This is a genomic window from Halorubrum cibi (assembly GCF_900182635.1).
In the GTDB taxonomy this organism is placed as follows: domain Archaea; phylum Halobacteriota; class Halobacteria; order Halobacteriales; family Haloferacaceae; genus Halorubrum; species Halorubrum cibi.
Genome location: NZ_FXTD01000003.1, coordinates 102,951 through 125,532, shown reverse-complemented (window position 1 = coordinate 125,532; position 22,582 = coordinate 102,951). Strand labels below are relative to the sequence as shown.

Below are 22,582 nucleotides of genomic sequence, written 5' to 3'. Positions count from 1 at the left end.
CGCGAAAGAACGATCGGCGGGAGGACGATGAGCGAGGCCTTCCGGAGCTTCACCGAGGAGCTGCTGTCACACCGCACGACGTCGGGTAACGAGGGATCCGCTCAGGAGTGGCTCGAGGGTCGGCTCGACGCCTTCGGCTTCGAGACGTACCGGTGGACCGCGGACGCCGCCGAGCTCGCGGAACACCCCTCGTTCCCGTCGGACCCCGACGCGATCGACGTGGAGGGTCGACCGTCCGTCGCGGGCGTCCTCGAGTTCGGCGACCCCGAAAGGGGCCCGACCGTGGTCCTCAACGGACACGTCGACGTCGTTCCGGTCGAGGACGAGGCGTGGGAGACGGACCCGTTCTCGCCGACGTGGGACGGCGACCGGCTCGTCGCGCGCGGCGCGGTCGACATGAAGTCCGGACTCGCGGCCTGCGTGTTCGCCGCGAGGGAACTCGCCGACTGCGACCCGTCCGGTCTCGACGGGCGCGTCGTGGTCGAGAGCGTCGTCGGCGAGGAGGAGGGCGGGATCGGCGCGGCCGCGGCCGCCGTCTCCAACCCCTATCCGTTCGACCGTGACGCCGCGATCGTCGCCGAGCCGACGGAGCTGAAGCCGGTGACGGCGGTCGAGGGATCCGTGATGCTCCGAGTGGGTCTCGAGGGGCGGTCCGCACACGCGGCGACGCGATGGAACGGGGAGTCGGTGCTGCCCCACTTCGAACGGATCCGCACCGCGCTCCGTGAGCTCGAGTCGACTCGCGCCGACCGGGTCACACACCCGCGGTACGAGGCGTACGACAACCCGTGGCCGATATCGATAGGAACCGTCGAAGCGGGCGCGTGGGCGTCCTCCGTCGCGGCGTCGCTCACCGCCGAGATCCGCGTCGGCGTCGCGCCGGGCGAGACCGTCGACGAGGTCGAGTCGGCGGTGAGGTCGACGATCGACGCCGTCGCGGCCGAGAGCGACTGGCTCGCCGAACACCCGCCGTCGATCGAACGCTTCTCGATCCAGTTCGAACCGGCGGCGGTGGACGTCGACGAACCGGTCGTCCGGTCGGTTCGGGGCGCGATGTCGCGCAACGGCCTCTCCGACGCGTCTCCGGTCGGAGCCACCTACGGGGCCGACTCGCGGCACTATCAGGCGGCGGGGATCCCGACGGTGCTCTTCGGGCCCGGAAACATCGAGCGGGGACACTTCCCGAACGAGTCGGTCCGCTGGTCCGACGTCGAGACGAGTCGGAACGTGATCGCCGACGCCGTCTCGTCGTTCCTGCGTTCCGAGACGAAGATCAACATTTAAGCCGGGACCCGGACAACCTGCGGGCATGATCCTGTCCGCCGTCCAGCCCGAGCCGCTCCCGATCGAGGCGACCGCGCTCGCCGTGCTCGCCGTCAGCCTGATCGTCACCGCCGTGTGGGTCGCCTACCTCGCGCGCTGACCGCGGCGACCGCGATCCCCTGTCCCCCTCACGGCCCGTTCGTCACTCGACCAACTCCGCCCGGTACCGCAGCCACGCGGCGGCCCGTTCGGCCTCCGCCGCGTCGTCCGCCGTTATCTTCACCCTGACGCTCTCGCCCGGGTAGGACCCCACGCTCACGTCGAACCGTTCTCTGAGTTCCGAAAACCGACCGATGAGCGTGCTCTCGGGCTCGTCGACGGCGACGACGACCGCGTGGGTCGGAACGCCGTCGAACGCCGACTCGACGCGCCCGAACATCGCTCTCATCTCCGCCGGGACGCCCGGAAGGACGTACGTCGACTCGACGACCGCGCCCGGAGCGACGCCCTCGTCGTTGGGGAGCGGCCGGCAGCCCGCGGGCAGGTGGGTCGTCTCCGCGGCGAGGTCGTCGGCGCTGTACCCCCGCTCCTCGAGCCACGCGGCCGCCTCCGCGTTCTCGACGACCTCCCGGCCGAACGCGGCGGCGACCGCCTCCATCGTCACGTCGTCGTGGGTCGGCCCGAGCCCGCCGGTGACGATCACGGCGTCGTACTCGGCGTGGTACTCGTTGACGACGCGGGCGATCTCCGCGACCTCGTCCGGGACGACCGTCACCCGACGGACCGCGACGCCCCGGTCGGCGAGGCGGCCGCAGAGCCACGTCGCGTTCGTGTTCTCGGTGTCCCCGACGAGGAGCTCGTCCCCGACGGTGACGATCGCGGCGTTCATGGACGGACCCACGCGCGGCGAGTAAAAAAGGTCGCCGGCGGTCGGATCGAGTACGGGTCGTCGTTGATCGGACGGGCCGTCGGCGCGACGATCCGGCTCGGCCGCCGTTTCAGAGGAACCCGTCGTCGTCCTCGTCGTCGTACACGCCGACGCCCATCTCGCGGCGTCGCTCGCGGAGCTCCTCGAGCTGGCGTTTGAACCGGAGCGTCCCCACGACCGCGACGAGGACCGCGACGGCGAGGATCCCGCCGAAGACGGTGAGGTCCGTCTCGCGGTACGCCTGGACGACGATCGACCCCGTCACCTCCTCCCAGACGATCCGGTCGCGGTCGCCGACCGTCTCCACCTCGTAGCTCCGCGGCGAGACGTGCCCGACGAGCGGGAAGTCCGTGCTGAATCCGGGCGGGAGCGTCACGGCGTAGGAGCCCTCGACGTACGCCAGCGACGTGAAGCGCCGGGGGGAGCCGGCACCCGAGAAGGCGACCTTTCCGCCCTCCATGTCGTCGGCGAGGCGGATCCACGTCTCGTCGGGAGTCCGATCGACCTCGCCGCCGCGGGCGCGGAACTCGCTCCCGGTCACCACCTCGCCGTCGGGGTAGCGGTACCGGAACGCCTCGAACTCCAGGGGTTGATCGCCCGCGTACGGCGTCTGTCGGTACAGACGGAGTTCGTCGCGACCGGAGAGGTCGTAGACGACCGTGTATCGGGCGTCGGTCGAGAGCTCGAAGACGGCGTCGCGGTCGGCGTCGAAGTCGTACTCGCGCGGCGGCTCGGCGTCGAGGGTCTCGTTCGTGACCTCGCCGCCGCCGGTGGCGTACCCGAGACAGCCGGCGCCGGCGGCGAGCAACGCGACCAGCGCCACCGCGAGCGCGAAGCGTCGGTTCACGTGTTCAGCTCACCTCAGACGACACAGCGCATCTCCGCCGGGAGATACGAACCGATCGCGGCGAGCAACCCCGGCGGGTCCGTGTTCTCGGTACAGACGATGCTCTGTTCGAGGAGGCCGAGCCGCTCGACGGTGACGATGTCCCGCGCGTGGCCCGCGCGGTTCACGGTCGCGCGCACCTCCCCGCGCGTCGCGGAGTTGACGTTCAGCCGCCCTGGCCCACGCTGCCAGTCGTAGAGGCGGTCGCGCTCGGCGTCGGAGAGCCGGTGGGGCTCGGCGTCCGGACCGCCGCTTTCCCCGCCGTAGACGAACTCCATCGGCAGGTGCTGGACGAGGCCGAACCGCTCGACGACCTGTTCGGGGGATCCGACGCCGAGGCCCAGCTCCTCGGCCGGAACGTGGACCTCCTCGCCCGCGTCGAGGACGAACCCCTCGTCGTCCCACGACTCGAGGGTGCCGACGTACGTCTCGCCGGGAGAGAGCCCCGCGTCGTGGGCGACTATCTCGCCCCACGTCTCCGCGAGGACGTTCCGGGCGACCGTGGCGTCCTCGCCGGTCACGTCCACCTGGACGAAGCCGTCGTCGCGGACGCCGATCGTCCAGTCGACGGCGAGTTCCCCGACGTCGTTGTCGACGAGCGAGGACATCCCGTCGAGCGCGCGGTCGCGGGCGTCGCCCTCGACGTAGCACTTGGTCGCGAGAACGACCATCAGCCGGTCACGTCCGCGTTGAGTTCGTCTCGAAGCTCGTCGAGACGCATCGACAGCGCCTCCTGGAGCCGGTCGTTCTCCATCGCGTCGAGCGGCGAGCCGCACTCGGGACACTCGAAGCCGTAGTCCATCGCCTCGCCGAACTCGAAGCGGAGCGAGCACACCTCACAGAGGTAGAACTCGTGGGTTCGCTCGTACTCCTCGCGGTCGTCCAACGCGTCGAGCAGCCGGTACATCTCCTCCTGGAGGTTCTCCGGGATGTTGTCGTAGTGGAACGTCCAGAGGTACGTGAGCCAGCCGGAGTCCTCGTCGCGGACCCGCCGGTAGGTGGCGAGGTCGTTCTCGTAGAGGATGAAGAGGGCGCGGCGGACGTCGTTGAGTTCCAGTCCGAGCTCCTCGGCCAACTCCTCGTCGGTCACCTCGCCGTCGGGTGGTGCGGCCGCGACCGGCATCCCCGTCGGCCCCACGAGCTCGTGGAGGTACTTCTGGATGACGGGGTCGTTCAACAGGTCCTCAAAAGCCATTACCGTGATCTGGCGGCGGAGCGAGGTTAAAAGCTCCGGAAGGCGGAGCCGACGGCTCCGGCCGGGCCGCCCCCGACGGGACCGACGGCTTCCCGGACGATCCGGTCCGACGGCCCCGTCGGCTCCGGCAGAGCTATACGCCGCCCGACTCACGGGTCTCGCGTATGAGTTCCGGTCCGATCGAACGGGCGTTCACGGCCGTCGGCGCGCTCGCGCTCGCGACCGTCCCGGTCGTCCTCGCGGCGATCCCGATCGTTCCCCTCGCGTGGCTCCTCGGCGTCGCGGGCGGCGTCGACCTCGGCCCCGGGGCCGTCGCGCTCGCGACCGTCGTCGTCGGGCTCGGGACCGCCGCTGTCCTCGGCCCGGTCCTCGTCGATCGACGGATCGCGCGGCTCCCGGCGGCCGACCTCGACGACCGCCCCGCGGCGTTCATCGACTCGCGGGTCGAGGCGGTCGCGAAGGCGGTCGGCGTCGATCCGCCGCCGGTCACGGCCGTGCGGGCGGAGGCGGCCAACGTCGCCGTCGCCGACGGCCACCGGGGACCGCGGCTCGTCGTCTCCACGCGGCTCCTCTCGCTGCCGGCGGCGGACCGCGACGCCGCCTTGCGCCACGCGATGGTCCGGCTTCGGACCCGGGAGGCCGCGTTCACGACGGCGGCGTTGCCCGGGCTCGTCGTCGTCGAGTGGGTGACGCTGTTCGCGACGCTACTCGTCGGACGGCGATCGGACCGCAGTCCATCCGACCGCCGCGTCAACCGGATCCACGGCTACGAGCCCGACCGCGAGCGGATCCCGGCGCCCGCGTACGCCGCCGCCGGCCTGTTCGTCTGGCTGGTCGCGCTCCCGGCGTGGATCCCGGCGGTCGTCGGCGACCGGCTGTTCGTCGGCGACCGTCGACGCGCCGCCGACGCCGCGGTGTCTCGGACCGGCGAGGCGGAACGCGACGGACTCGCGAACGCGATCGCGTTCGCGGGAGAGGCCGCCGGGTCGGCCGACTGGCCGCCGCTTTTCGACCGGCTCTCGCTCGTCTCGATGGCGGACGACGAGACAGGTCGAGTGCGCGGGACGAGCCGACAGGAGGCGCGCGTTCGGCTCGCGAGGCTCCGAACGAAACGGGCGTTGTAGGGGGTTGAGGAGGACATCGACCGCTCCGCCGCACCGGGGGCTCTCGGCTCTCACGACTCGGTCGGGACGGACAGCTAGGCTCTCACGGCTCGGTCGGGACGGACAGCCGAAGGGTCGTTCCCTCCCCCTCGACGGTCCTCACGGAGAAGTCGCCACCGGCTTTGCTCACGACCCAGTACATCAGCCAGAGACCCAGCCGATCCGCGTGCTTCAGCGACGTCTCGCCGCGCTCGAGCACGTACGTCTCGTGGTCCGGTATCCCGGGTCCGTCGTCCTCGATCTCGATCGCGAGCCACCCCGGATCCGTGCGGTCGACCCGGATCGAGACCGACGGGTGCGCGTCGTCGTTGTGCTTGACCGCGTTCTCGATCCCCTCCTCGAGCGCCGTCAGCAGGCCGACCGCGACGATCTCGAGGGGGTCGCCCTCCGGAACGGACAGCTCGAAGGTCGCGTTCGGATACCGCCCCTCGAACCTGCTCACCAGTTCGGAGAGCCGGTCACGTAACGCGACTCGAGTTTCGGCCGAATCGGTCGACGACAGCGTGTGATCGATCTTCCGGACCGCCTCCGCGATCCGCATGAGGTCGTTCGTCGTTTCCTCGATCACCTCGATCGGTTTTCGGTGCTCGTCGTCGAGTTCCTCGCGTAAGAGCTCCGTGTAGCCGTCGATGAGGTTCATCTTGTTCCGGAGGTTGTGATTGAGCACTCGGTTCATCACCTCCAGTCTTCGCTCGCGGATCTTGCGATCCGTGATGTCCACTTGGAACCCGACGTAGTTCGTGACGGTCCCGTCGTCTCCGCGTATCGGCGCGACCGTGAGCCGGTTCCAGAACTTCCGGCCGTTCGCCCGGTAGTTCAGGACGTCCACGGCGATCGGCTCCTCGGCGCGTATCGCCTCCCGGATCCGCGCCGTCGTCTCCGCGTCGGTCTCCTCGCCCTGAAGGAACCGACAGTCCTCGCCGAGCATCTCAGAGCCGTAGCCGGTGAGTTCCTCGAACTGCGCGTTCACGTAGGTCATGGGGTTCTCGTCGGCTCCCGGCTCCGCGAGGGCGATCCCGACCGGCGCTTCGTCCATCACCCGCTCTTTCAGCCGCAGTTCATCGACGGTCTCCTCGAGCCGTCGCTCGCGCTCGGCGAGCCGCAGGGAGGTCTCGCGCCGCTCGATCAGGTTCGAGATCCGGGCGGCCAGCTCGGCGCGTTTCACCGGGAGGTCGATCACGTCGTCGACGCGGTCCCACGCGTTCTCGACGGCCGAGTCGCTCTTTCTCTCCGGGATCAACAGGACGAACGGGAGAAACACGGGGTCCGACCGCTGCCGTCTGGATTCGGCGATCTCGGCCGTCCGCTCGAACCCGTCGACGTCGAGGAGACAACAGTCGAACGTCGACTCGAGCGCCGCCGGGTCGGTCGCCGTTTCGATCCGGTATCGATCACGCAGCGCCTCCGCCAGCAGCTCTCGGTCGCGCCCCGGCCGCATGAACAACAACAGCGTGGGCTGACGCTCGGGTTCGGGGGTGCCGCGGCTCGTCCCCGACTGGGCGTCCTCGAAACCCGAGACCATCTCCAGTAATGAGAGCACGCACGTCCACTAAGTGTTATCCATTTATATTATCAGTCACCGAACGTTCGACGAGATGTCACCAGCACTGTCCGAGCGACTCTCTACCGGCGTCGTCGGTCTCGACGAGATCCTCGCCGGCGGACTCGTTCCGGAGCGGAGCTACATGATCAGCGGGCGGGCGGGGAGCGGGAAGACGATACTCGGACTCCACTTCCTCGCGGAGGGCGTCGAGCGAGGCGAGAGAGTGCTCTTCATCAACCTCGAGGAGGACATCGAGGACCTGAAGGCGAACGCCGAAGCGCTCGGATTCGACACCGACGCGATCGATTTCCTCGATCTGAGCCCGAACGCTGACGTATTCACCGAGGGCCGGTCCTACGAGGTGTTCGCCCCCTCGGAGGTCGAACGCGAGTCGCTCACGGAACGGATCGTCGACGGGGTCATCGAGGCCGATCCGGACCGCGTCGTCGTCGACCCCCTGACGCAGTTACGGTTCCTGACCGACGACGACTACCAGTTCCGCAAGCAGGTCGTCGGGTTCATGCGCTTTCTCAAGGGACGGAACGCGACCGTGCTGTTCACCGTACAGGACACGCAGTCGCTGCCGACCGACGACCTCGAGTTCATCACTGACGGGACGATCGTGTTGGGAAGCGAGGCCCACGGGAAGTCGATCCGCGTGCCGAAGTTCCGCGGTTCCTCGACGCAGAGCGGCGAACACGCCTACCGGATCACCGACCGGGGGATCGAGGTCTACCCGGCGCTCCAGCCGGGCGAGCACGTCGGCGAGTACGAGTCCGAGCAGATCTCTTCCGGGATCCCCGAGGTCGACGAGCTGCTCGGCGGCGGGCTCAAGCGCGGGACCGTGAGCATCGTCAGCGGACCGACGGGGGTCGGCAAGACGACGCTGTCCACGCAGTTCATGAAGGAGGCGGCCGGCCGCGGGGAGCGTTCGGTGATCTACCTCTTCGAGGAGACCGAGGAGACGTTTCTTAAGCGGTCGCGGGCGATCAACATCCCCGTCGACCGGATGATCGAGAAGGGAACGCTCCGGGTGAACGAGGTCGAGGCTCTCGAACGGTCGCCCCAGGAGTTCGCCCGGATGGTCCGCGAGGAGGTCGAAGAGCGGGACGCCGACATCGTGATGGTCGACGGCATCTCGGGCTACCGGCTCACCCTCCGGGGCGAGGGAGGAACGATGCTCCAACAGATGCACGCGCTCGGCCGGTACCTCAAGAACATGGGCGCGACCGCCATCTTCGTCGACGAGACGCGAAACGTCACGGGCGAGTTCCAGGCGACGATGGAGAACATCAGCTACCTCGCCGACAACATCGTCTTCTTGCGGCACTTGGAGTTACACGGCGAGATGCGGAAGGCGATCGGCGTGTTGAAAAAGCGAACCAGCGACTTCGAGCGGACGATCCGCGAGTTCGAGATCACGGAACACGGGATCAAGGTCGGCGAGCCGATGTCGGGAATGCGTGGGATCCTGAGCGGGACCCCGGAGATCGTCGATCGCCGGAACGAACGGGGAGACGCCGAGGACGGGTGAGCGGTCCGACTCCGAAATCGAGCGAGCGATCGGACTCCGAGGGATCCCGAACTACCCGTCGTCGTCCGCGTCGACTACCGTCTTGCCGGTCGCCTCGGGCACCACACGGCGGTCGGCGTCGCTCCACTCGCGGTCGAGTTCCGCGCCCTCGAAGAGGCGGTCGAGGAAGACCGCGAGGCCGGCGACCTCCGAGTGCGGCTGGTTCGTCACGCCCACGTTGAAGTCGGCCCGCTCGTAGAGCGCCCACGGAACCTTCTCGCCGCCGACGACGACGAGCAGGTCCCGGCCCTCCTCGCCGTCATCGTCGCCGTCGATCACTTCCTCGCCGTCGGTGGCCTCGTCGCCGGCTCGCCCGTCACCGGCGACCGCCTCGCGGATCTCGGTTTCGACGTCCTGGATCCGCTCGCCGTACATGGTGAGATGGACGACGACTCCCTCCCAGTTCCGGACGATCGCCTTCTGGTCGTCGCGCAACTCGACGTCGAAGGGACCGCCGAACCGGTCCGTGATGTCCCGCACCGTCTCCGCCGACTGCCCGGCGTTGTCCGGGAGAATCACCCGATCCGCACCGAGCGCCCGGGCAGTCAGACCCACGTGCGTCGTCATGCGGTCGTCCCGTCCGGGACGGTGGCCGTACCGGAGGACGGCGACCTCGCGTTTCTCGGTCATACGCCCACCTGCGACGGGGAGGCGTGAGGGCCTTTCGATGGCGTCGGCCCGCCGATCGCCGTCACCTCACGAGTACGATCCACGAAACTGGATCGATCCGGTTGCCGACGCGTCGAGGTGACCACGTAACTGAAAGATTCATTTGGGAGGCGGTCGCGGATCCGGTATGACGAGCGTCAAGGAGTTCCGCGTCGTCGAGCCCGCGACCGCCGAGGCCCTCGGCCGCGGCCGGTTCGCGTTCACCGACGCCTATTCCGTGTTCGACTGGGGGCAGATGCCCGACGCGATCCCGCTCAAGGGCGCGAGCCTCTGCGTGATGGGCGCGTTCAACTTCGAGCGGCTGGCCGACGCCGGCGTCCCGACCCACTACCGCGGCGTCGTCGACCCCGTCGCGGTCGAGTCCGGGACCGATCCCGAGGACGCGGTCGTCCCCCTCGCCGAGGCCGACGCGCCGCCGACCGAGATGGCGATCGCGTTGACGCAGGTGCCCGACCTCCCGTATGACGGTCCCGACGCGGGGTACGACTACGACGCGTTCCACGCCGCGGGCGGGGCGAACTACCTCGTCCCCCTCGAGGTCGTCTTCCGGAACACGGTCCCCGTGGGCTCCAGCCTCCGGAGCCGGCGCGACCCCGCCGACTTCGACCTGCCCTTCGAGGAGTGGCCGGACGAGTCGGTCGACCTGCCCGACCCCGTCGTGGAGTTCTCGACGAAGTACGAGGAGCAGGACCGCTACCTCTCCCGCGAGGAGGCCGACCGGATCGCCGGTCGTGCCGACGTCGACGCGCTCGCGGACCTCGCCCGCGACGTGAACCGCGTCGTCACCGACCGCGCCGAGGAGACCGGGTTCGTCCACGAGGACGGCAAGATCGAGTGTCTGTACGTCGACGGGGAACTCCGCGTCGCCGACGTGGTCGGCACCTTCGACGAGAACCGGTTCTCCTACGGCGGCCAGCAGGTCTCGAAGGAGGTCGTCCGCCAGTGGTACAAGCGCGCCGACCCCGAGTGGGTCGCGGCGGTCGGCGAGGCGAAGGCGGCGGTCGCCGACCGCGACCTCGCCGATTGGCGCGAACTCTGCGAGGAGGAGCCGATCGAGCTTCCAGACGAGGTCCTCGAGGCGGTCTCGGCGATGTACGCCGCCGGCGCGAACGCCTACACCGGGACCGACTGGTTCGACGCGCCCCCCGTCGACGAGGCGGTCTCGGCCGTCCGATCGTTGGGGGAGTAGAGTCGGTTCGTCGCGGTGAGTTCGTCCCCCGATCGTTCAGTACAGATGGAGGAGTGATCGGTTGCGGTGGCGCGCCTGCGAGCGCCCGGCAGGGCGCGAGCAGCACGCGAGGGACGCGGCGAGCGGTGAAACCGCGAGCCGCGAGGTTGGGGAGGCGTGAGGTACGGGGCGGTTGCGGGGCGAGGTGGGACTCAACGGGGCAGTCGCGAGGGCGACGCCCAGCGACGTAAGCACCGCAGGAACGAGCGAAGCGAGCGAGGAGGCGCGCAAGGAGCCGCGCGAGCCGTCGCGACTGGGGCTTTGGAGGAGTTCACCGCGGTCGTGTTCACCGCCCCAGCAACGATCTTCTTCGTATCGCGTCGATCACTCCCCCGGTCGTTCGAAGACCTCCTCCAAACGCTCAGCCGCGAGCCCGACGATCGTCCGGATCCGCGTCTTCTGGAGGTTCAGGTCGCTGTAGTGACACCCGAGATCCTGAAGGGTCTGCTCGCTTCCGCGGAAGCCGTAGGTGTCCCGCGCGAGACGACCCTCCGGACACCGCGTGGTCGCGACGATCGGGACGCCGTTTTCCGCGATGGACTCCAACTCGGGGATGATCGTCGGGGGGATGTGGCCGGCGCCCGTCGCCGCGAGACAGAGCGCATCGCTCTCGCGGGCGGGAGCGAGCTGTGCCGGCGGCATGTCCGCGGTCACGAAGGCAGCGTGGACGTCGTTCGTGAGGTCGTCGTACGCCACGTCGAGGTCCGGATCGGGCGACTCGGGCGTCCGCCGCCACGTGACGCGCGACTCGTCGACGACGGCGAGCGGGCCGAACTCCGGCGACCGGAACGTGTCGAGGTTCATCGAGTTCGTCTTCGTCACCTCCCGGGCCGCGTGGATCCGGTCGTTGAACGCGACGAGCACGCGGCCGGACGCGCGCTCGCTCGTCGCCGCTCTCACGCTCGCGAGGAGGTTAGCGGGGCCGTCCGGGCTCGGGAGCGAGGGGTTCCGCATCGCGCCCGTGAAGACGACCGGCGTCTCGCCGCGATAACAGAGGTCGACGAAGTACGCCGACTCCTCGAGCACGTCCGTTCCCTGCGTGACGACGATCCCCTCGACGTCCTCGTCGGCGTCGAGTTCCGCGAGGAACCGCGCGAGGTCTCCCATCTGTTCGATCGTGAAGTGCGGGCTCGGGACGTTTGAGAACTCCCGCGTGTCGACGTCCGCGACGCCGTCCAGCTCGGGAACGGCGGAGACGAGGTCCTCGCCGGTGAGCTCCGGGCTCGCGTCCCCGCCGGTGTCCGGCGTCGAGGCGATCGTGCCGCCGGTCGAGACGACAGTGACTGTCATGCCACCTCCTGTCCGGCGGACTCGCATAAGCGTTCTCCCCTCCGCGGGAGCGTCAGCCGTGGCGAGAATAAACGGTTTCCGTAGTTCTGATACACGAAATATTTTACATCCGTGCGAGAGACGACCGGTAGAGCCCGGACCATGCCACAAGATGTCTTCCCACGGTCGGAGTACGAATCGCGGGTCGAACGCACCAAGGAGCGCCTCCACGAGCGCGACCTCGACGCCATCGTCGTCTCGGACCCGGCGAACATGAACTACCTCGCGGGCTACGACGGCTGGTCCTTCTACGTCCACCAGGCCGTCGTCGTCACGCGCGACTACCCCGAGCCGGTGTGGGTCGGGCGGGACATGGACCGCAACGGGGCGCGCGCCACGACGTGGCTCGCCGAGGAGAACATGCGCGCGTACAGCGACGACCACGTCCACTCCCCGTACGACCTCCACCCGATGGACTTCCTCGCCGACGTGCTCGAGGACCTGGAGGTTGACGGCGGCCGGATCGGCCTCGAGATGGACGCCTCCTACTTCACGGCGAAGTCGTACACCCGACTCCAGTCGCAACTCCCGAACGCGGAGTTCGTCGACGCCGACCTCCTCGTGAACTGGCTTCGGATACACAAATCCGACCGCGAGATCGCCTACATGGAGGAGGCCGCCCGCATCTCCGAGGAGGCGATGTTAGCGGGGCTCGACGCCATCGAAGCGGGCGTCCCGGAGTACGAGGCCGCCGCCGCGATCTACGACCGGCTGGTCCGTGGCACCGACGAGTACGGCGGCGACTACCCCGCGATCGTCCCGCTCATGCCCTCCGGCGACCACACGGGCACGCCACACCTCACCTGGACCGACCGCGAGTTCGAGGAGGGCGATCCCGTCCTCATCGAACTGTCGGGCTGTCGCCACCGCTACCACTCGCCGCTCGCGCGGACGACGTTCGTCGGCGACCCGCCGGACGCCGTTCAGGAGACCGCGGACATCGTCGTCGAGGGGATCGAGGCCGCTCTCGACGTCGTCGAACCCGGCGTCACCTGCGAGCGCGTCGAGCGGGAGTGGCGCGAGACGATAGCGAAGTACGGCGTGGAAAAGGAGGACCGGATCGGCTACTCGATGGGGCTCGGCTACCCGCCGGACTGGGGTGAACACACCGCCAGCATCCGTCCCGGCGACGAGACCGTCATGGAGGAGGGGATGACCTTCCACATGATCCCGGGGCTGTGGGAGGACGAGTTCGGCGTCGAACTCAGCGAGACGTTCCGAGTCACCTCGACGGGCGCGGAGACCCTCGCGGACTTCCCGCGCCGGCTGTTCACGGCATAGAGGGCGGACGGCGGCGAGGACTCACTCGTCGACGGTCGCGTACGACCGGGCGTACGAGCCCACGAGCGGCACCGCGTACTCCTCGCCGATGTAGGCCTTGTACAGCAGGAACGCCCACGCGAGGAGCGCGACCGGCGTGAGGAGCAGGCCTCCGATCCCCAACACCGCCGCCGCGATCCACCCGACACCGGGCAGGAACGAGAGCAGTGTGAGACCGACCGAAAGCACCAGCGAGGCCGCGAACAGCCCGCCGAAGACGAGCGTGCTCTGGACCGCGTGGAACCGGACGAACGCGTCCTCGGGTTCCAGGACGTAGAACAGCACGCCCGTGATCGGCCCGAGCAGGTAGCTGAGCGCGCCCGCGACGTTGGATTCGAGCCCGGTACCCGTCGCCGTGTCGGCGGGCGTCGCGGCCGCTTCCGACTCCGTCGTCTGCGGATCAACCGCCTCCGCACCCATCGATTTCTCTCCCGCGAGCGGGTCGCTCGTCGATTCCTCGACGGCGGCGTCGACGGCGTCTCCGGCGGTTGACCGATCGGTTACCATTGATAGTACACCGAGAACACATACGCTCGCTGAGGTATTAAAGACGGATGACGAATTACAGACGGACGACGCTCGGCGGCTCCGCCCCCTCGGTGTCGCCGGCGACGTCACCGCACGGTAACTCAGTTCCCGTCGTCGGGCGCGGCGACGAGGTTCCGGAGGTCGGCGGGGTCGCCGCCGGAATCGAGCGCGGCGACGTTGTCGGCGACGATGTCGGCGAGCCGGTCCCAGTGTTTCGGGGTGTGGCCGCCGGTGTGGGGCGTGATCAGGCAGTTCTCGAGGTCCCACAGCGGGTGGTCCGCGGGCAGCGGCTCCGGGTCCGTGACGTCGAGGGCGGCCCCGCGGAGTCCGCTGGATCGGAGCGCGGACACCAGGGCGTCGGTGTCGACGATCCCGCCGCGGGCGGCGTTGACGACGACCGCGTGCGGCGGCAGCGTCGCCAGCTCCGCCTCGCCGATCAGCCCGCGGGTGAGGTCGTTGAGCGGGCACGCGATCACGACGTAGTCGCTGCGGGAGAGCGCGTCGTGGATCGCGTCCTCCTCGAAGCCGACCACCTCGTCCGTCGGGCCGCCCTTCGAGGGGGTGTAGCGGACCCCGATCGTCTCCACGTCGAACCCCTCGAGGCGGTCGACGACGTGCTGGCCGATGGAGCCGAGGCCGATCACGGTGACGGTGCTGCCCGTGAACTCGTACGACTGGAAGTGCCGCCACTCCGCGTTCGACTTGCGCCGCCACCCCTCGTGGAGCCGGCGGGCGAACACGAGCATGTTGGCGATCGACTGCTCCGCGATCCCCGGCGCGTGGATCCCGCCGGCGTTGGTGACGGCCACGCCGCGGTCCGCGAGCGCCTCGACGGGCACGTGATCGGTGCCGGCGAAGGTACACGCGAACAGCTCCAGGTGGTCCGCGTCGGCGATCTGCGCCTCGTCGACCGTGATCCCGGTAACGACTCGCGCCCGCGGGACGAGTTCGCGCTCCTCCGCGGGCGTCCGCGCCAGCGCGACCTCGCGGTCGGGCAGGCGCTCGCGGAGCGTCTCGGCGTACGATCCCATCGACAGTCCCTCGGTCCCCTGACGGAGGACGACGATATCTGGCTGGTCGCTCATGGTGGATCCGCCGCCGTGCGGCGGTGACGTCCGCGGATTCGACGGTACGCTACTTACCTTTTTTGTAGTTCTTGTAGCTCTCGTACACGATCATCGTGTATGCTTAAGTGGGTTCGGGCGCCACGGACACACATGACAGGGTCCGTCGCCGAGCGGCTCGTCGAGACGCGCCGAGAGTTCCACGAACACCCCGAGCCCGGCTGGCGCGAGTTCTACACGACGAGCCGACTGGTCGAGGAGATAGAGCGGATCGGCGTCGACGAGCTCGCGGTCGGCCGCGAGGCGTACGATCCCGACGATCGGATGGGCGTCCTCGAGGACGACGCCTACGACGAGTGGGTCGAACGCGCCCGCGACCTCGGCGCGCGCGAGGACGTGCTCGAACGAACCGCCGGCGGCGTCACCGGCTGCGTGGCCGTCCTCGAGCGCGGTGAGGGACCGACCGTCGGGCTCCGCGTCGACATCGACGGCCTGTTCATCGAGGAGTCGACCGACGACGACCACGCCCCCGTCCGCGAGGGCTTCCGGTCGGAGACGGACGGCGTGATGCACGCCTGCGGCCACGACGCCCACATGACCATGGGGCTCGCGACGCTCGAGGCCGTGAAGGAGAGCGACTTCTCCGGGCGGTTCGTCGCCTTCTTCCAGCCCGCGGAGGAGCTCGGCGGCGGCGGCCATCCGATGGCCGAGAGCCGGTTCATCGACGGGATCGACTACCTGTTCGCGGTCCACGTCGGTCTCGGCCACCCCACCGGTCGGGTCGTCGCCGGGATCGAGCGGGCGCTCGCGATCGCCCACGTCGAGGCCACCTTCCACGGCACGTCGGCGCACGCCGGGAAGTCCCCGGAGGAGGGCGACAACGCGATGCAGGCGCTCGGTACCGCCATCTCGAACGCGTATGGGATCCCCAGACACAGCGAGGGAATGACCCGCGTGAACGTGGGACGTGCGGAGGCCGGGACCGCGAGCAACGTGATCGCCGACCGCGCGCGCGTCGAGGCGGAGGCCCGCGGCGAGACGACGGCGCTCAAGGAGTACGGCAAATCGCGGCTGAAGCGGGCGTTCCGCGGGGCCGCCGAGTCGCACGGCTGCGAGCTCGAGTTCGAGGTCACGACCGAGTGTCCGCGGGCGGACAGCGATCCGGAACTCGCAGACCACGTCGCCTCCGTCGCCGAGGGGGTCGAGGGCGTGACCGAGGTGCTGCCGGTCGCGGACTTCGGCGCGAGCGAGGACGCGACGTACCTGATGGACCGCGTCCAGTCGAACGGCGGACTCGCGACGTACATGATCGTCGGCACCGACCACCCCACCGGCCACCACTCACCGACGTTTGACGTCGACGAGGAGAGCCTTCCCATCGGCGTCGAGGTATTGACCGAGGCGGTCCTCGGCGTCGGCGACGCGGGGCGATAACGGGCCTTCGTCGGGAGAGGGTCGGCTCCGGACTCAGGCGGTCGTCGGCGTCGGACCCGCGGCCGCGACCGCATCGAGGAAGATCGAGATCCCCAGGTCGATCTCGCGTTCGGTCGAATCGAGCGGGGGCAACAGTCGGATCGTCTTCTTGCCGCAGCCGAGCGTGAGCAGGCCGCGCTCCAGCGCCTCCGCGACCACGTCGTCGCGGCGGTCGGGCGTGTCGAACTCGACGGCGAGCATGAGGCCCTTGCCGCGCACGTCGACGACGTGGTCGCCCGCGTCGTCCGCGAGCAGTTCCTTCGCCTGCCGCCCGCGCGTCCGCGCGTTCGCGAGCAGGTCGTGCTCCTCGATTGCCTCGATCGTGAGCGCGCCGGTCATCGACCCGAGGAGGTCGCCGCCGCCGAACGTGGAGCCGAGCCGGTTCTTCTCGTCGGGAAACAGCTCCGAGCGCCCGACCGTCGCGCCGACGCGGAGCGCCTTCGCGGCCCCGATCACGTCGGGCTCGAGGTCGTAGTGTTCCGACGCCCAGAACCTCCCGGTGCGACCGACGCCGGACTGGATCTCGTCGACGATCAGGGGGATGTCGTACTCGTCGGCCACCGTGCCGACCTCCGCCATGAACGGCTCGCTCGGGAAGCGGTAGCCGCCGACGCCCTGGATCGGCTCGAGAACGACGAACGCGACCTCGGCGGGGTCGACGTGGCCGCCCTCCGGCGAGAGCGAGTTCCGCAGCTGTGAGCCGCCGCCGGCGAAGAAGCCACAGTCGCACGTCTCGGGGGTACACTCGCGGTCCGCACAGAACGGGACCGTCTCGATCCCGGCGATCTCGGGATAGTGACGGGTATACACGTCCTTGGAGTTGGTGAGAGAGAGCGTCCCGAGGGTGCGGCCGTGGAAGCTTCCGCCGAACGCGAAGCCGTACTTCGCGGCCGGCTTGTGGTCGTGTGCGACCTTCATCGCGTTCTCGATCGCCTCGGCCCCGGAGTTCGAGAGGAAGACCGTGTCGAGCCCGAACGACGCGGAGACCTCCGTGAGCTTCTCCATCAGCTGTGTCGAGCCCGGGAAGGGCGCGTCGTCGGGGTCCGGTCCGGAGCCGAAGTACATGTCCTGGCCCGCGATCTTCATCGGCTCGACGAGGTCGAACTCCCGGAGCGTGCCGAGCACCTTCTCGTTGTTGTAGCCGAGCGGCGCGGCCCCGATGTGACACGTGAAGTCCATGAGGACGTTGCCGTCGACGTCGGTGACGAAGGGGCCGTCCGCCTCCTCCGTGACGTCCCAGACGAACTCGTGGGAGTACTCGCTGGGCGCGGCGTGCTCGCCGTAGTGTTCGACCCACTTCTCGGCGTTCGGTCCCGGCAATCCGCCGGTGTCCGGCTCCGCGGTGTCCCTGTCCATACACAGTAAGTGTGTATAGTGTCCATTAAAATCTTCTCCCGATGCGTGAGACGGGTGAGAGCGGAGACGTGAACGCGAAAACGAGATCCCGATCCGCAATCGGATTCGATCGATCGATTCGGCCGGAACTGATTCGGCCGGTAACCGATTCAGTCGTCGTCGGATTCGACGGCGGATCCGGTCCGCGATCCGGTCTGTGATCCGGAGTCGTCCCGTGATCCGTACAGCGTGGTCTCGTTCTGGAAGAGCACCTGGTCGTAGTTCTCACCGAAGTCCTTGATCAGCGCCAGCATCGCGAGGAAGCAGACGAAGGCGAACGGGGTCCCGGTGATGATCGCCGCCTGCTGGAGCGTGTTCGCGCTGCCGGTGCCGCCGAGGATCATCAGGATCGCCGCGGTCATCCCGAGGACGACGCCCCAGAAGATCCGGTTGATGTTCGACGGCTCCGCCTTCCCGCCGGTCGTCATCATCGAGACGGCGAGCGTCGAGGAGTCCGCGGACGTGACGAAGAAGGTCGTCACGAGGATCATGAACACGTAGATCAGCACGGATCCGATCGGGATCGTCATCGACGCTCCGCCGAGGTTCAACGTGAAGTTTAGCGCCTCGAAGAGGATGAAGCCGGACACCTCCGGGCCGGCCTCGCCGGCGATCACCGCGCCGAAATCGGCGATGCCGTTGTGTTGTGCCCAGACCGCGGTGCCGCCGACGAACGTGAACCACGGGATGGTCGCACCGGAGGTCGCGACGATCCCCGTGAACGCGACCTCACGGACGGTCCGTCCCTTGGAGATCCGCGCGATGAACAGCCCCGCGAAGGGCGACCACGAGAGCGCCCACGCCCAGTAGAACACCGTCCACGCGTTCACCCACCCGGTCGCACCGCTGTCGCCCGCACCCATCGGTCCGGCACCGGTGAAGAGGCTCATCGAGACGAACTCGGATATCATCCCGCCGAACGCCTGCGTCCCGAGCAGCACGAGGAACAGCGACGGGCCGACGACGAACGTCACGAGCATGAGCGCGACGAAGAGGACCATGTTGAAATTCGAGAGCCGGCGGATCCCCTTGTCGACCCCGAGCACCATCGAGGTCGTGAAAAGCAGGGTCATCATGGTGACCACGAGCAGGATGCCGAGATCGCCCATGTTGATCCCCCACTGGTAGTCGAGCCCGGTGACGAACTGGCTCCCGATGAAGCCGAGCGACGTGGCGACGCCGCCGATCGTCGCGAAGACGGCGAGGATATCGACGACCTTCGCGGCCGGGCCGTCGAGGTTGTCCGCACCGAGGATCGGCGTGAGCGCGGAGGAGACGCGCAGCGGGACGTTCTCGTAGTTGTACGCGAAGTAGCCGATCGCGACGCCCATGATGGTGAACACCGCGAGCTGCGGCAGCGCCCAGTGGAACAGCGTCTGTTGGACGGCGATCGTCATCGCCTCGGCCGTTCCGCCCTCGACGGTACTGAAAAGCGGCGAGGGGTTATCGTAGTAGAACAGCGCCTCGGTCGGCCCCCAGAACACGACGCCGGCCGCGAATCCCGCCGAGTACAGCATCGCGAAGAAGGAGAGGAAGCTGTACTCCGGGGGCTCGTCGCCGAGCTTGATCCCTCCCCACGGTCCAACGATCAGGAACAGCAGGAACAACACGATCAGGAAGACGATCAGCATCAGCGCCCAGTTGAACGCGCCGAGAAGCTGGTCGTTCAGCGACGAGATGCCGTCCTCGACGGCGGACGGACTGATGAAGAACGCGACGATCACGCCCAGGGTTATCAGCGCGCCGAACGCGAAGACGACCGGATCGATCTCCTCGCGGAACCTCGCGACCGGACCCTCGGCGTCCTCCGCGTCGCTCACGCGGAGTCACCTCCCTCGAATCGCTTCAACGATTTCGAGCGCACGCGACGGACGTCGTCCGATCCCCCTCGCCGGCCGACTGCCGTGATACGTGATAGCACAGTCCGCTTGTTGAATGGAACTTACATAAATGTTGTTCTTTTTCGTACCCGTAGTACACGGTTGTTGTGTACGTCTGCGCAAGCGGGCGGGAAAGCCGGCACACAGTGCCGGAAACTCCCGAACGCCGATCCGACGCCGTGATTTTTTCACACCTCCCGCGAAAGCGAGACCGTGCGACACGCGACACACCTATCGTCCGAACGGACGACCGCCGACGCGGAGACGAACCGAACGGAACCGGATCCGACCGGATCGAGCGCAGGCGACTCGACTCACGGAGGTGCGAGACGGTGACGGCTGAATCGACGGGGCGCTCCGAGGACGCCGATCTCACGGTCTACTGGCACGAGCGCATGCTGGATCACGAACAGCCGGCGGGAGCGTTCAAACACCCGTCGACGCCGATCGTCGCCGCCGACGAGACGCACCCGGACCGCCGCGAGCGCGTCGAGAACATCGTGGCGACGGTGGAGCACGGCTTCCCCGAGGAGAGTCGCTTCCTCGAGCCGGAACGGGCAACGATGGAGGCCATCGAGCGCGTTCACGACGCCGACTACGTCGACTGGCTGGAGGAGTTCTGTGCCGACGGCGGCGGGCGGATCGGCCGAACCACCACCGGCGCGAACGAGGCGACGTACGACGCGGCGCGCGTCGCGGCCGGGGCCGCGGTCGCCGCCGCCGACCACGCGCTGTCGGGACGACCGGGGCTTCCGTACGCGCTCTGTCGCCCGAGCGGCCACCACGCGCAGCCGACGCAGGCGGACGGGTTCTGCTTCCTCAACAACGCGGCGATCGCCGCCGAAGACGCGATCGCGTCGGGCGCGGATCGGGTCGCGATCGTCGACTGGGACGTCCACCACGGCAACGGAACCCAGGAGGCCTTCTACGACCGCGACGACGCGCTCCTCGTGAGCGCCCACCACGACCACGGCTCGTGGTCCGAGTACCATCCCCAGGAGGGGTCGCTCGCGGAGGTCGGCGAGGGGGACGGAACGGGGTACACCCTCAACGTCCCGCTCCCGCCGGGCACCGGCGACCGCGGGTACGAGCGCCTGTTCGAGGACGTCGTCGAGCCGGTCGTCCGGTCGTACGACCCCGACCTCGTCCTCGTGAGCGCCGGGCAGGACGCGGGGACGGTCGACCCCAACGGCCGCAATCTCGTCACCCGCGGCGGGTTCCGAACGCTCGGCTCGCGGGTCCGGACGCTCGCAGACGACGTCGCCGACGGCCGCCTGGCGCTGATCCAGGAGGGCGGCTACCAGCCGTCGCACCTCTCTTTCGCAACCCTCGGCGTCCTCGAGGGCGTCCTCGACCGGCTCGTCGACCTGGAGGGGTACGGCCACGACGACCCGATGGCGTGGCTCGACGAGCCGACCGAACTCGTCGACGCGTGGCTCGATGAGGCGATCGATCACCACCGCGCACACTGGCCGGTCCTGGCGGAGTCCGACGACGGGTGACGCCACGACGGCGGCTCTCGCCGTTTTCCGTTACCGCCCGCCGCGTTCCTCCCGTAGCGCCGTGAACCGCTCGAACGCCGCGTCGCCGACCGCCGCGACCGCGTCGCCCGCGTCGCCGCCATTCTCCGCGCGCGTCGCGAACGCCGCGAACACGAGCGCCGGCGTCTCGCCGTCGTCGGCCCGAACGATCCCGGCGTCCAGCGCCGCCGTCGGGAGACCGCCGGTCTTGTGTGCGATCGGCGTCCCGTACGGGAGATAACGGGCAAAGAGCGACGTGTCCTTCTGCTCGTCGAGCGGCACGCGGAGCCGATCGTACGCCGCCGGCGACAGCGTCGTCTCGTGAATCAGGTCGGCGAAGAAGCGGGCGCAGTCGGCCGGCGTGGTGGCGTTCGCCGGCTCCCCTTCGGGCTGCTCGCCGAGCGGCTCGAAATCGCGTCCCTCGAGCGTCGACATCATCTTCCGCCGGAGCCGCGTGTCGTTCATGCCGAGTCGGCTCGCGGCCGCCTCGACTCGCTCCGCGCCGACCTCGTCGATCAGCTGGTTGGTGGCGGCGTTGTCGCTGATCGCGATCATCGCCCGCGCGAGGTCCTCCAGCGACGGCGTCGGGTCCTCGAGCAGGTGAAACATCCCGCTTCCCCCCACGCGATTCTCCGGGGCTATCGAGCGGGGCTCCGCGAGGTCGTCGAGCCGCCCGTCGTACTCCTCGTAGAGGGCGTAGAGGATCGGGAGCTTGATGGTGCTCGCGGCGACGAACGTCTCGTCCGCGTTGCGGCGATGGAGGACGTCGAACGCGTTCGACTCCCGCGGCACGCCGAGGAAAACGCCGAGGTGGCCGTCGAACCGCTCGGCGATCGCGTCGATCGCTTCCGCGAGGTCGGCGTCGGTCTCGACGGGCGGCCGAGCGTCCCTCATCCGCGTCGTGCCTCCTCGTCGACAGTCTGTTCGGACATGTCGCGACGCTCCCGGCGGAGCGGCATAACGCCTCGGGAAGGGGCCGCGCAGTGCCGGCTCCCGACCCTAGCTTCGGCCGGCGGCTCCCGTTCCGCCGCCTCAGCGGTCCAGCCGGTGATGCGTCACGGCCGCGGCACCCGGCTCCGTCGTATCGAGCGTCGCGACGTGGAAGGAGTCGTCCGCGCCCGCGACCGGGATCGGGAGGCCGCCGGGGTTCACCCGCACGGTGCCGTCCCGCTCCTCGACCCCGCTCGCGTGGGTGTGGCCGTGGAGGACGTAATCGTAGTCGCCGCAGTCGACGAGCGCGTCGACGACGACCTCGCTCGTCCCGTGGGTGACGGCCACCTCGACCGTGCCGAACGAGAGCGTCCCCGCCTCGCCGAGGTAGGTTCCGAACGAGTTCACCGTGGATTCCACCGCCCACTCGCCGTCGTTGTTGCCGCGGACGGCGTGGAAGTCGAACCCGGCGTCGAAGGGGGTCACGGAGAAGGGGGCGACGAAGTCGCCGCAGTGGACCACCGCGTCGACGCCCCGCGATTCGAACAGGTCGACCGCCGCCTCGACGACGTCGAGGTCGTCGTGGGTGTCGGAGACGATGCCGACGAGCATGGTCGTCGGGGAGTACGCGCGGATCGTAGAAAAACCACCGGAGCCGCCGGGCGCGACGCGGCCCAGCCGGCGTTACCGCACCC

At 69.0% G+C, this 22,582-nt stretch carries 20 protein-coding genes; 7 read left to right on the top strand and 13 right to left on the bottom strand.

Going from position 1 to position 22,582, the window contains the following annotated elements:
* Window positions 1–27: 27 nt before the first annotated feature.
* A complete protein-coding gene (locus FN829_RS04975; RefSeq protein ID WP_142985894.1) occupies window positions 28–1,284 on the top strand; it encodes an ArgE/DapE family deacylase in 1,257 nt (418 codons plus the stop codon).
* 181 nt (window positions 1,285–1,465) lie between these two features.
* Here FN829_RS04975 and FN829_RS04970 read toward each other — a convergent pair whose 3' ends face one another.
* From FN829_RS04970 to FN829_RS04955, 4 genes are all read right to left on the bottom strand, one after another.
* Window positions 1,466–2,152 (bottom strand): competence/damage-inducible protein A, encoded by a 687-nt coding sequence (locus tag FN829_RS04970; RefSeq protein ID WP_142985893.1) that lies wholly within the window; start codon window positions 2,150–2,152, stop codon window positions 1,466–1,468.
* 109 nt (window positions 2,153–2,261) lie between these two features.
* On the bottom strand, window positions 2,262–3,038 hold the full coding sequence (locus FN829_RS04965; protein ID WP_142985892.1) for a DUF5803 family protein: 777 nt from the start codon (window positions 3,036–3,038) through the stop codon (window positions 2,262–2,264).
* A 14-nt stretch (window positions 3,039–3,052) separates the two neighbouring features.
* The gene (locus FN829_RS04960) at window positions 3,053–3,748 is read right to left on the bottom strand and encodes a DUF2110 family protein (RefSeq protein ID WP_142985891.1); all 696 of its coding nucleotides are present in this window, start codon (window positions 3,746–3,748) and stop codon (window positions 3,053–3,055) included.
* Window positions 3,748–4,272, bottom strand: a complete 525-nt coding sequence (locus tag FN829_RS04955) for a transcription factor (RefSeq protein ID WP_142985890.1) — start codon at window positions 4,270–4,272, stop codon at window positions 3,748–3,750. Before FN829_RS04955 ends, FN829_RS04960 begins: the two co-directional genes overlap by 1 nt.
* 164 nt (window positions 4,273–4,436) lie before the next feature.
* Between FN829_RS04955 and FN829_RS04950 the strand changes: the two genes are divergently transcribed.
* On the top strand, window positions 4,437–5,396 hold the full coding sequence (locus FN829_RS04950; RefSeq protein ID WP_142985889.1) for a hypothetical protein: 960 nt from the start codon (window positions 4,437–4,439) through the stop codon (window positions 5,394–5,396).
* Window positions 5,397–5,478: 82 nt separating this feature from the next.
* Here FN829_RS04950 and FN829_RS04945 read toward each other — a convergent pair whose 3' ends face one another.
* Window positions 5,479–6,957 carry a PAS domain-containing protein gene (locus FN829_RS04945; protein ID WP_142986076.1) on the bottom strand — a complete coding sequence of 493 codons (1,479 nt, stop codon included), beginning with the start codon at window positions 6,955–6,957 and terminating at the stop codon, window positions 5,479–5,481.
* A gap of 73 nt (window positions 6,958–7,030) precedes the next feature.
* Between FN829_RS04945 and FN829_RS04940 the strand changes: the two genes are divergently transcribed.
* Window positions 7,031–8,512 carry an ATPase domain-containing protein gene (locus FN829_RS04940; protein ID WP_142985888.1) on the top strand — a complete coding sequence of 494 codons (1,482 nt, stop codon included), beginning with the start codon at window positions 7,031–7,033 and terminating at the stop codon, window positions 8,510–8,512.
* A 51-nt stretch (window positions 8,513–8,563) separates the two neighbouring features.
* Here the strand turns inward: FN829_RS04940 and FN829_RS04935 are convergent, their stop codons facing one another.
* A complete protein-coding gene (locus tag FN829_RS04935) occupies window positions 8,564–9,181 on the bottom strand; it encodes a tRNA (cytidine(56)-2'-O)-methyltransferase (RefSeq protein ID WP_142985887.1) in 618 nt (205 codons plus the stop codon).
* A gap of 166 nt (window positions 9,182–9,347) precedes the next feature.
* Between FN829_RS04935 and FN829_RS04930 the strand changes: the two genes are divergently transcribed.
* Window positions 9,348–10,409 carry a phosphoribosylaminoimidazolesuccinocarboxamide synthase gene (locus FN829_RS04930; RefSeq protein WP_142985886.1) on the top strand — a complete coding sequence of 354 codons (1,062 nt, stop codon included), beginning with the start codon at window positions 9,348–9,350 and terminating at the stop codon, window positions 10,407–10,409.
* Between the two features lie 363 nt (window positions 10,410–10,772).
* On the opposite strand, the gene FN829_RS04925 is transcribed toward FN829_RS04930, so the two are convergent.
* Window positions 10,773–11,738 (bottom strand): asparaginase, encoded by a 966-nt coding sequence (locus FN829_RS04925; protein ID WP_142985885.1) that lies wholly within the window; start codon window positions 11,736–11,738, stop codon window positions 10,773–10,775.
* 141 nt (window positions 11,739–11,879) lie between these two features.
* Between FN829_RS04925 and FN829_RS04920 the strand changes: the two genes are divergently transcribed.
* Window positions 11,880–13,058, top strand: coding sequence for a M24 family metallopeptidase (locus FN829_RS04920; protein WP_142985884.1), 1,179 nt, complete (start codon window positions 11,880–11,882; stop codon window positions 13,056–13,058).
* A gap of 21 nt (window positions 13,059–13,079) precedes the next feature.
* Here the strand turns inward: FN829_RS04920 and FN829_RS04915 are convergent, their stop codons facing one another.
* Entirely contained in the window at window positions 13,080–13,604 is a 525-nt protein-coding gene (locus tag FN829_RS04915) for a DUF4870 domain-containing protein (protein WP_185955685.1), read from the bottom strand.
* Between the two features lie 122 nt (window positions 13,605–13,726).
* A complete protein-coding gene (locus FN829_RS04910; RefSeq protein ID WP_142985883.1) occupies window positions 13,727–14,710 on the bottom strand; it encodes an NAD(P)-dependent oxidoreductase in 984 nt (327 codons plus the stop codon).
* 132 nt (window positions 14,711–14,842) lie between these two features.
* Here FN829_RS04910 and FN829_RS04905 point away from each other — a divergent pair, with 132 nt between their 5' ends.
* On the top strand, window positions 14,843–16,123 hold the full coding sequence (locus FN829_RS04905) for an amidohydrolase (protein ID WP_142985882.1): 1,281 nt from the start codon (window positions 14,843–14,845) through the stop codon (window positions 16,121–16,123).
* 33 nt (window positions 16,124–16,156) lie between these two features.
* Here the strand turns inward: FN829_RS04905 and FN829_RS04900 are convergent, their stop codons facing one another.
* Both FN829_RS04900 and FN829_RS04895 read right to left on the bottom strand, forming a co-directional pair.
* On the bottom strand, window positions 16,157–17,518 hold the full coding sequence (locus FN829_RS04900; protein ID WP_142985881.1) for an aminotransferase class III-fold pyridoxal phosphate-dependent enzyme: 1,362 nt from the start codon (window positions 17,516–17,518) through the stop codon (window positions 16,157–16,159).
* Between the two features lie 149 nt (window positions 17,519–17,667).
* Window positions 17,668–19,377: a BCCT family transporter gene (locus tag FN829_RS04895; protein ID WP_221929819.1), complete on the bottom strand. Its 1,710-nt coding sequence runs from the start codon at window positions 19,375–19,377 to the stop codon at window positions 17,668–17,670.
* A 455-nt stretch (window positions 19,378–19,832) separates the two neighbouring features.
* Between FN829_RS04895 and FN829_RS04890 the strand changes: the two genes are divergently transcribed.
* Window positions 19,833–20,939 carry a class II histone deacetylase gene (locus FN829_RS04890; protein ID WP_142986075.1) on the top strand — a complete coding sequence of 369 codons (1,107 nt, stop codon included), beginning with the start codon at window positions 19,833–19,835 and terminating at the stop codon, window positions 20,937–20,939.
* A gap of 30 nt (window positions 20,940–20,969) precedes the next feature.
* Here FN829_RS04890 and FN829_RS04885 read toward each other — a convergent pair whose 3' ends face one another.
* Together FN829_RS04885 and FN829_RS04880 are read right to left on the bottom strand one after the other, a co-directional pair.
* Window positions 20,970–21,851, bottom strand: a complete 882-nt coding sequence (locus FN829_RS04885) for a serine hydrolase (RefSeq protein WP_142985880.1) — start codon at window positions 21,849–21,851, stop codon at window positions 20,970–20,972.
* A gap of 138 nt (window positions 21,852–21,989) precedes the next feature.
* On the bottom strand, window positions 21,990–22,499 hold the full coding sequence (locus tag FN829_RS04880) for a metallophosphoesterase (protein WP_142985879.1): 510 nt from the start codon (window positions 22,497–22,499) through the stop codon (window positions 21,990–21,992).
* Window positions 22,500–22,582: the final 83 nt, after the last annotated feature.

Excerpts from the sequence above, each read along its gene's own strand:
- FN829_RS04915 (WP_185955685.1), bottom strand. The coding sequence starts at position 13,604 with ATGGTAACCGATCGGTCAACCGCCGGAGACGCCGTCGACGCCGCCGTC.
- FN829_RS04910 (WP_142985883.1), bottom strand. The coding sequence starts at position 14,710 with ATGAGCGACCAGCCAGATATCGTCGTCCTCCGTCAGGGGACCGAGGGA.
- FN829_RS04960 (WP_142985891.1), bottom strand. The coding sequence starts at position 3,748 with ATGGTCGTTCTCGCGACCAAGTGCTACGTCGAGGGCGACGCCCGCGAC.
- FN829_RS04940 (WP_142985888.1), top strand. The coding sequence starts at position 7,031 with ATGTCACCAGCACTGTCCGAGCGACTCTCTACCGGCGTCGTCGGTCTC.
- FN829_RS04890 (WP_142986075.1), top strand. The coding sequence starts at position 19,833 with ATGCTGGATCACGAACAGCCGGCGGGAGCGTTCAAACACCCGTCGACG.
- FN829_RS04970 (WP_142985893.1), bottom strand. The coding sequence starts at position 2,152 with ATGAACGCCGCGATCGTCACCGTCGGGGACGAGCTCCTCGTCGGGGAC.
- FN829_RS04975 (WP_142985894.1), top strand. The coding sequence starts at position 28 with ATGAGCGAGGCCTTCCGGAGCTTCACCGAGGAGCTGCTGTCACACCGC.
- FN829_RS04920 (WP_142985884.1), top strand. The coding sequence starts at position 11,880 with ATGCCACAAGATGTCTTCCCACGGTCGGAGTACGAATCGCGGGTCGAA.
- FN829_RS04905 (WP_142985882.1), top strand. The coding sequence starts at position 14,843 with ATGACAGGGTCCGTCGCCGAGCGGCTCGTCGAGACGCGCCGAGAGTTC.
- FN829_RS04900 (WP_142985881.1), bottom strand. The coding sequence starts at position 17,518 with ATGGACAGGGACACCGCGGAGCCGGACACCGGCGGATTGCCGGGACCG.
- FN829_RS04945 (WP_142986076.1), bottom strand. The coding sequence starts at position 6,957 with ATGGTCTCGGGTTTCGAGGACGCCCAGTCGGGGACGAGCCGCGGCACC.
- FN829_RS04930 (WP_142985886.1), top strand. The coding sequence starts at position 9,348 with ATGACGAGCGTCAAGGAGTTCCGCGTCGTCGAGCCCGCGACCGCCGAG.
- FN829_RS04925 (WP_142985885.1), bottom strand. The coding sequence starts at position 11,738 with ATGACAGTCACTGTCGTCTCGACCGGCGGCACGATCGCCTCGACGCCG.
- FN829_RS04880 (WP_142985879.1), bottom strand. The coding sequence starts at position 22,499 with ATGCTCGTCGGCATCGTCTCCGACACCCACGACGACCTCGACGTCGTC.
- FN829_RS04955 (WP_142985890.1), bottom strand. The coding sequence starts at position 4,272 with ATGGCTTTTGAGGACCTGTTGAACGACCCCGTCATCCAGAAGTACCTC.
- FN829_RS04885 (WP_142985880.1), bottom strand. The coding sequence starts at position 21,851 with ATGAGGGACGCTCGGCCGCCCGTCGAGACCGACGCCGACCTCGCGGAA.
- FN829_RS04935 (WP_142985887.1), bottom strand. The coding sequence starts at position 9,181 with ATGACCGAGAAACGCGAGGTCGCCGTCCTCCGGTACGGCCACCGTCCC.
- FN829_RS04950 (WP_142985889.1), top strand. The coding sequence starts at position 4,437 with ATGAGTTCCGGTCCGATCGAACGGGCGTTCACGGCCGTCGGCGCGCTC.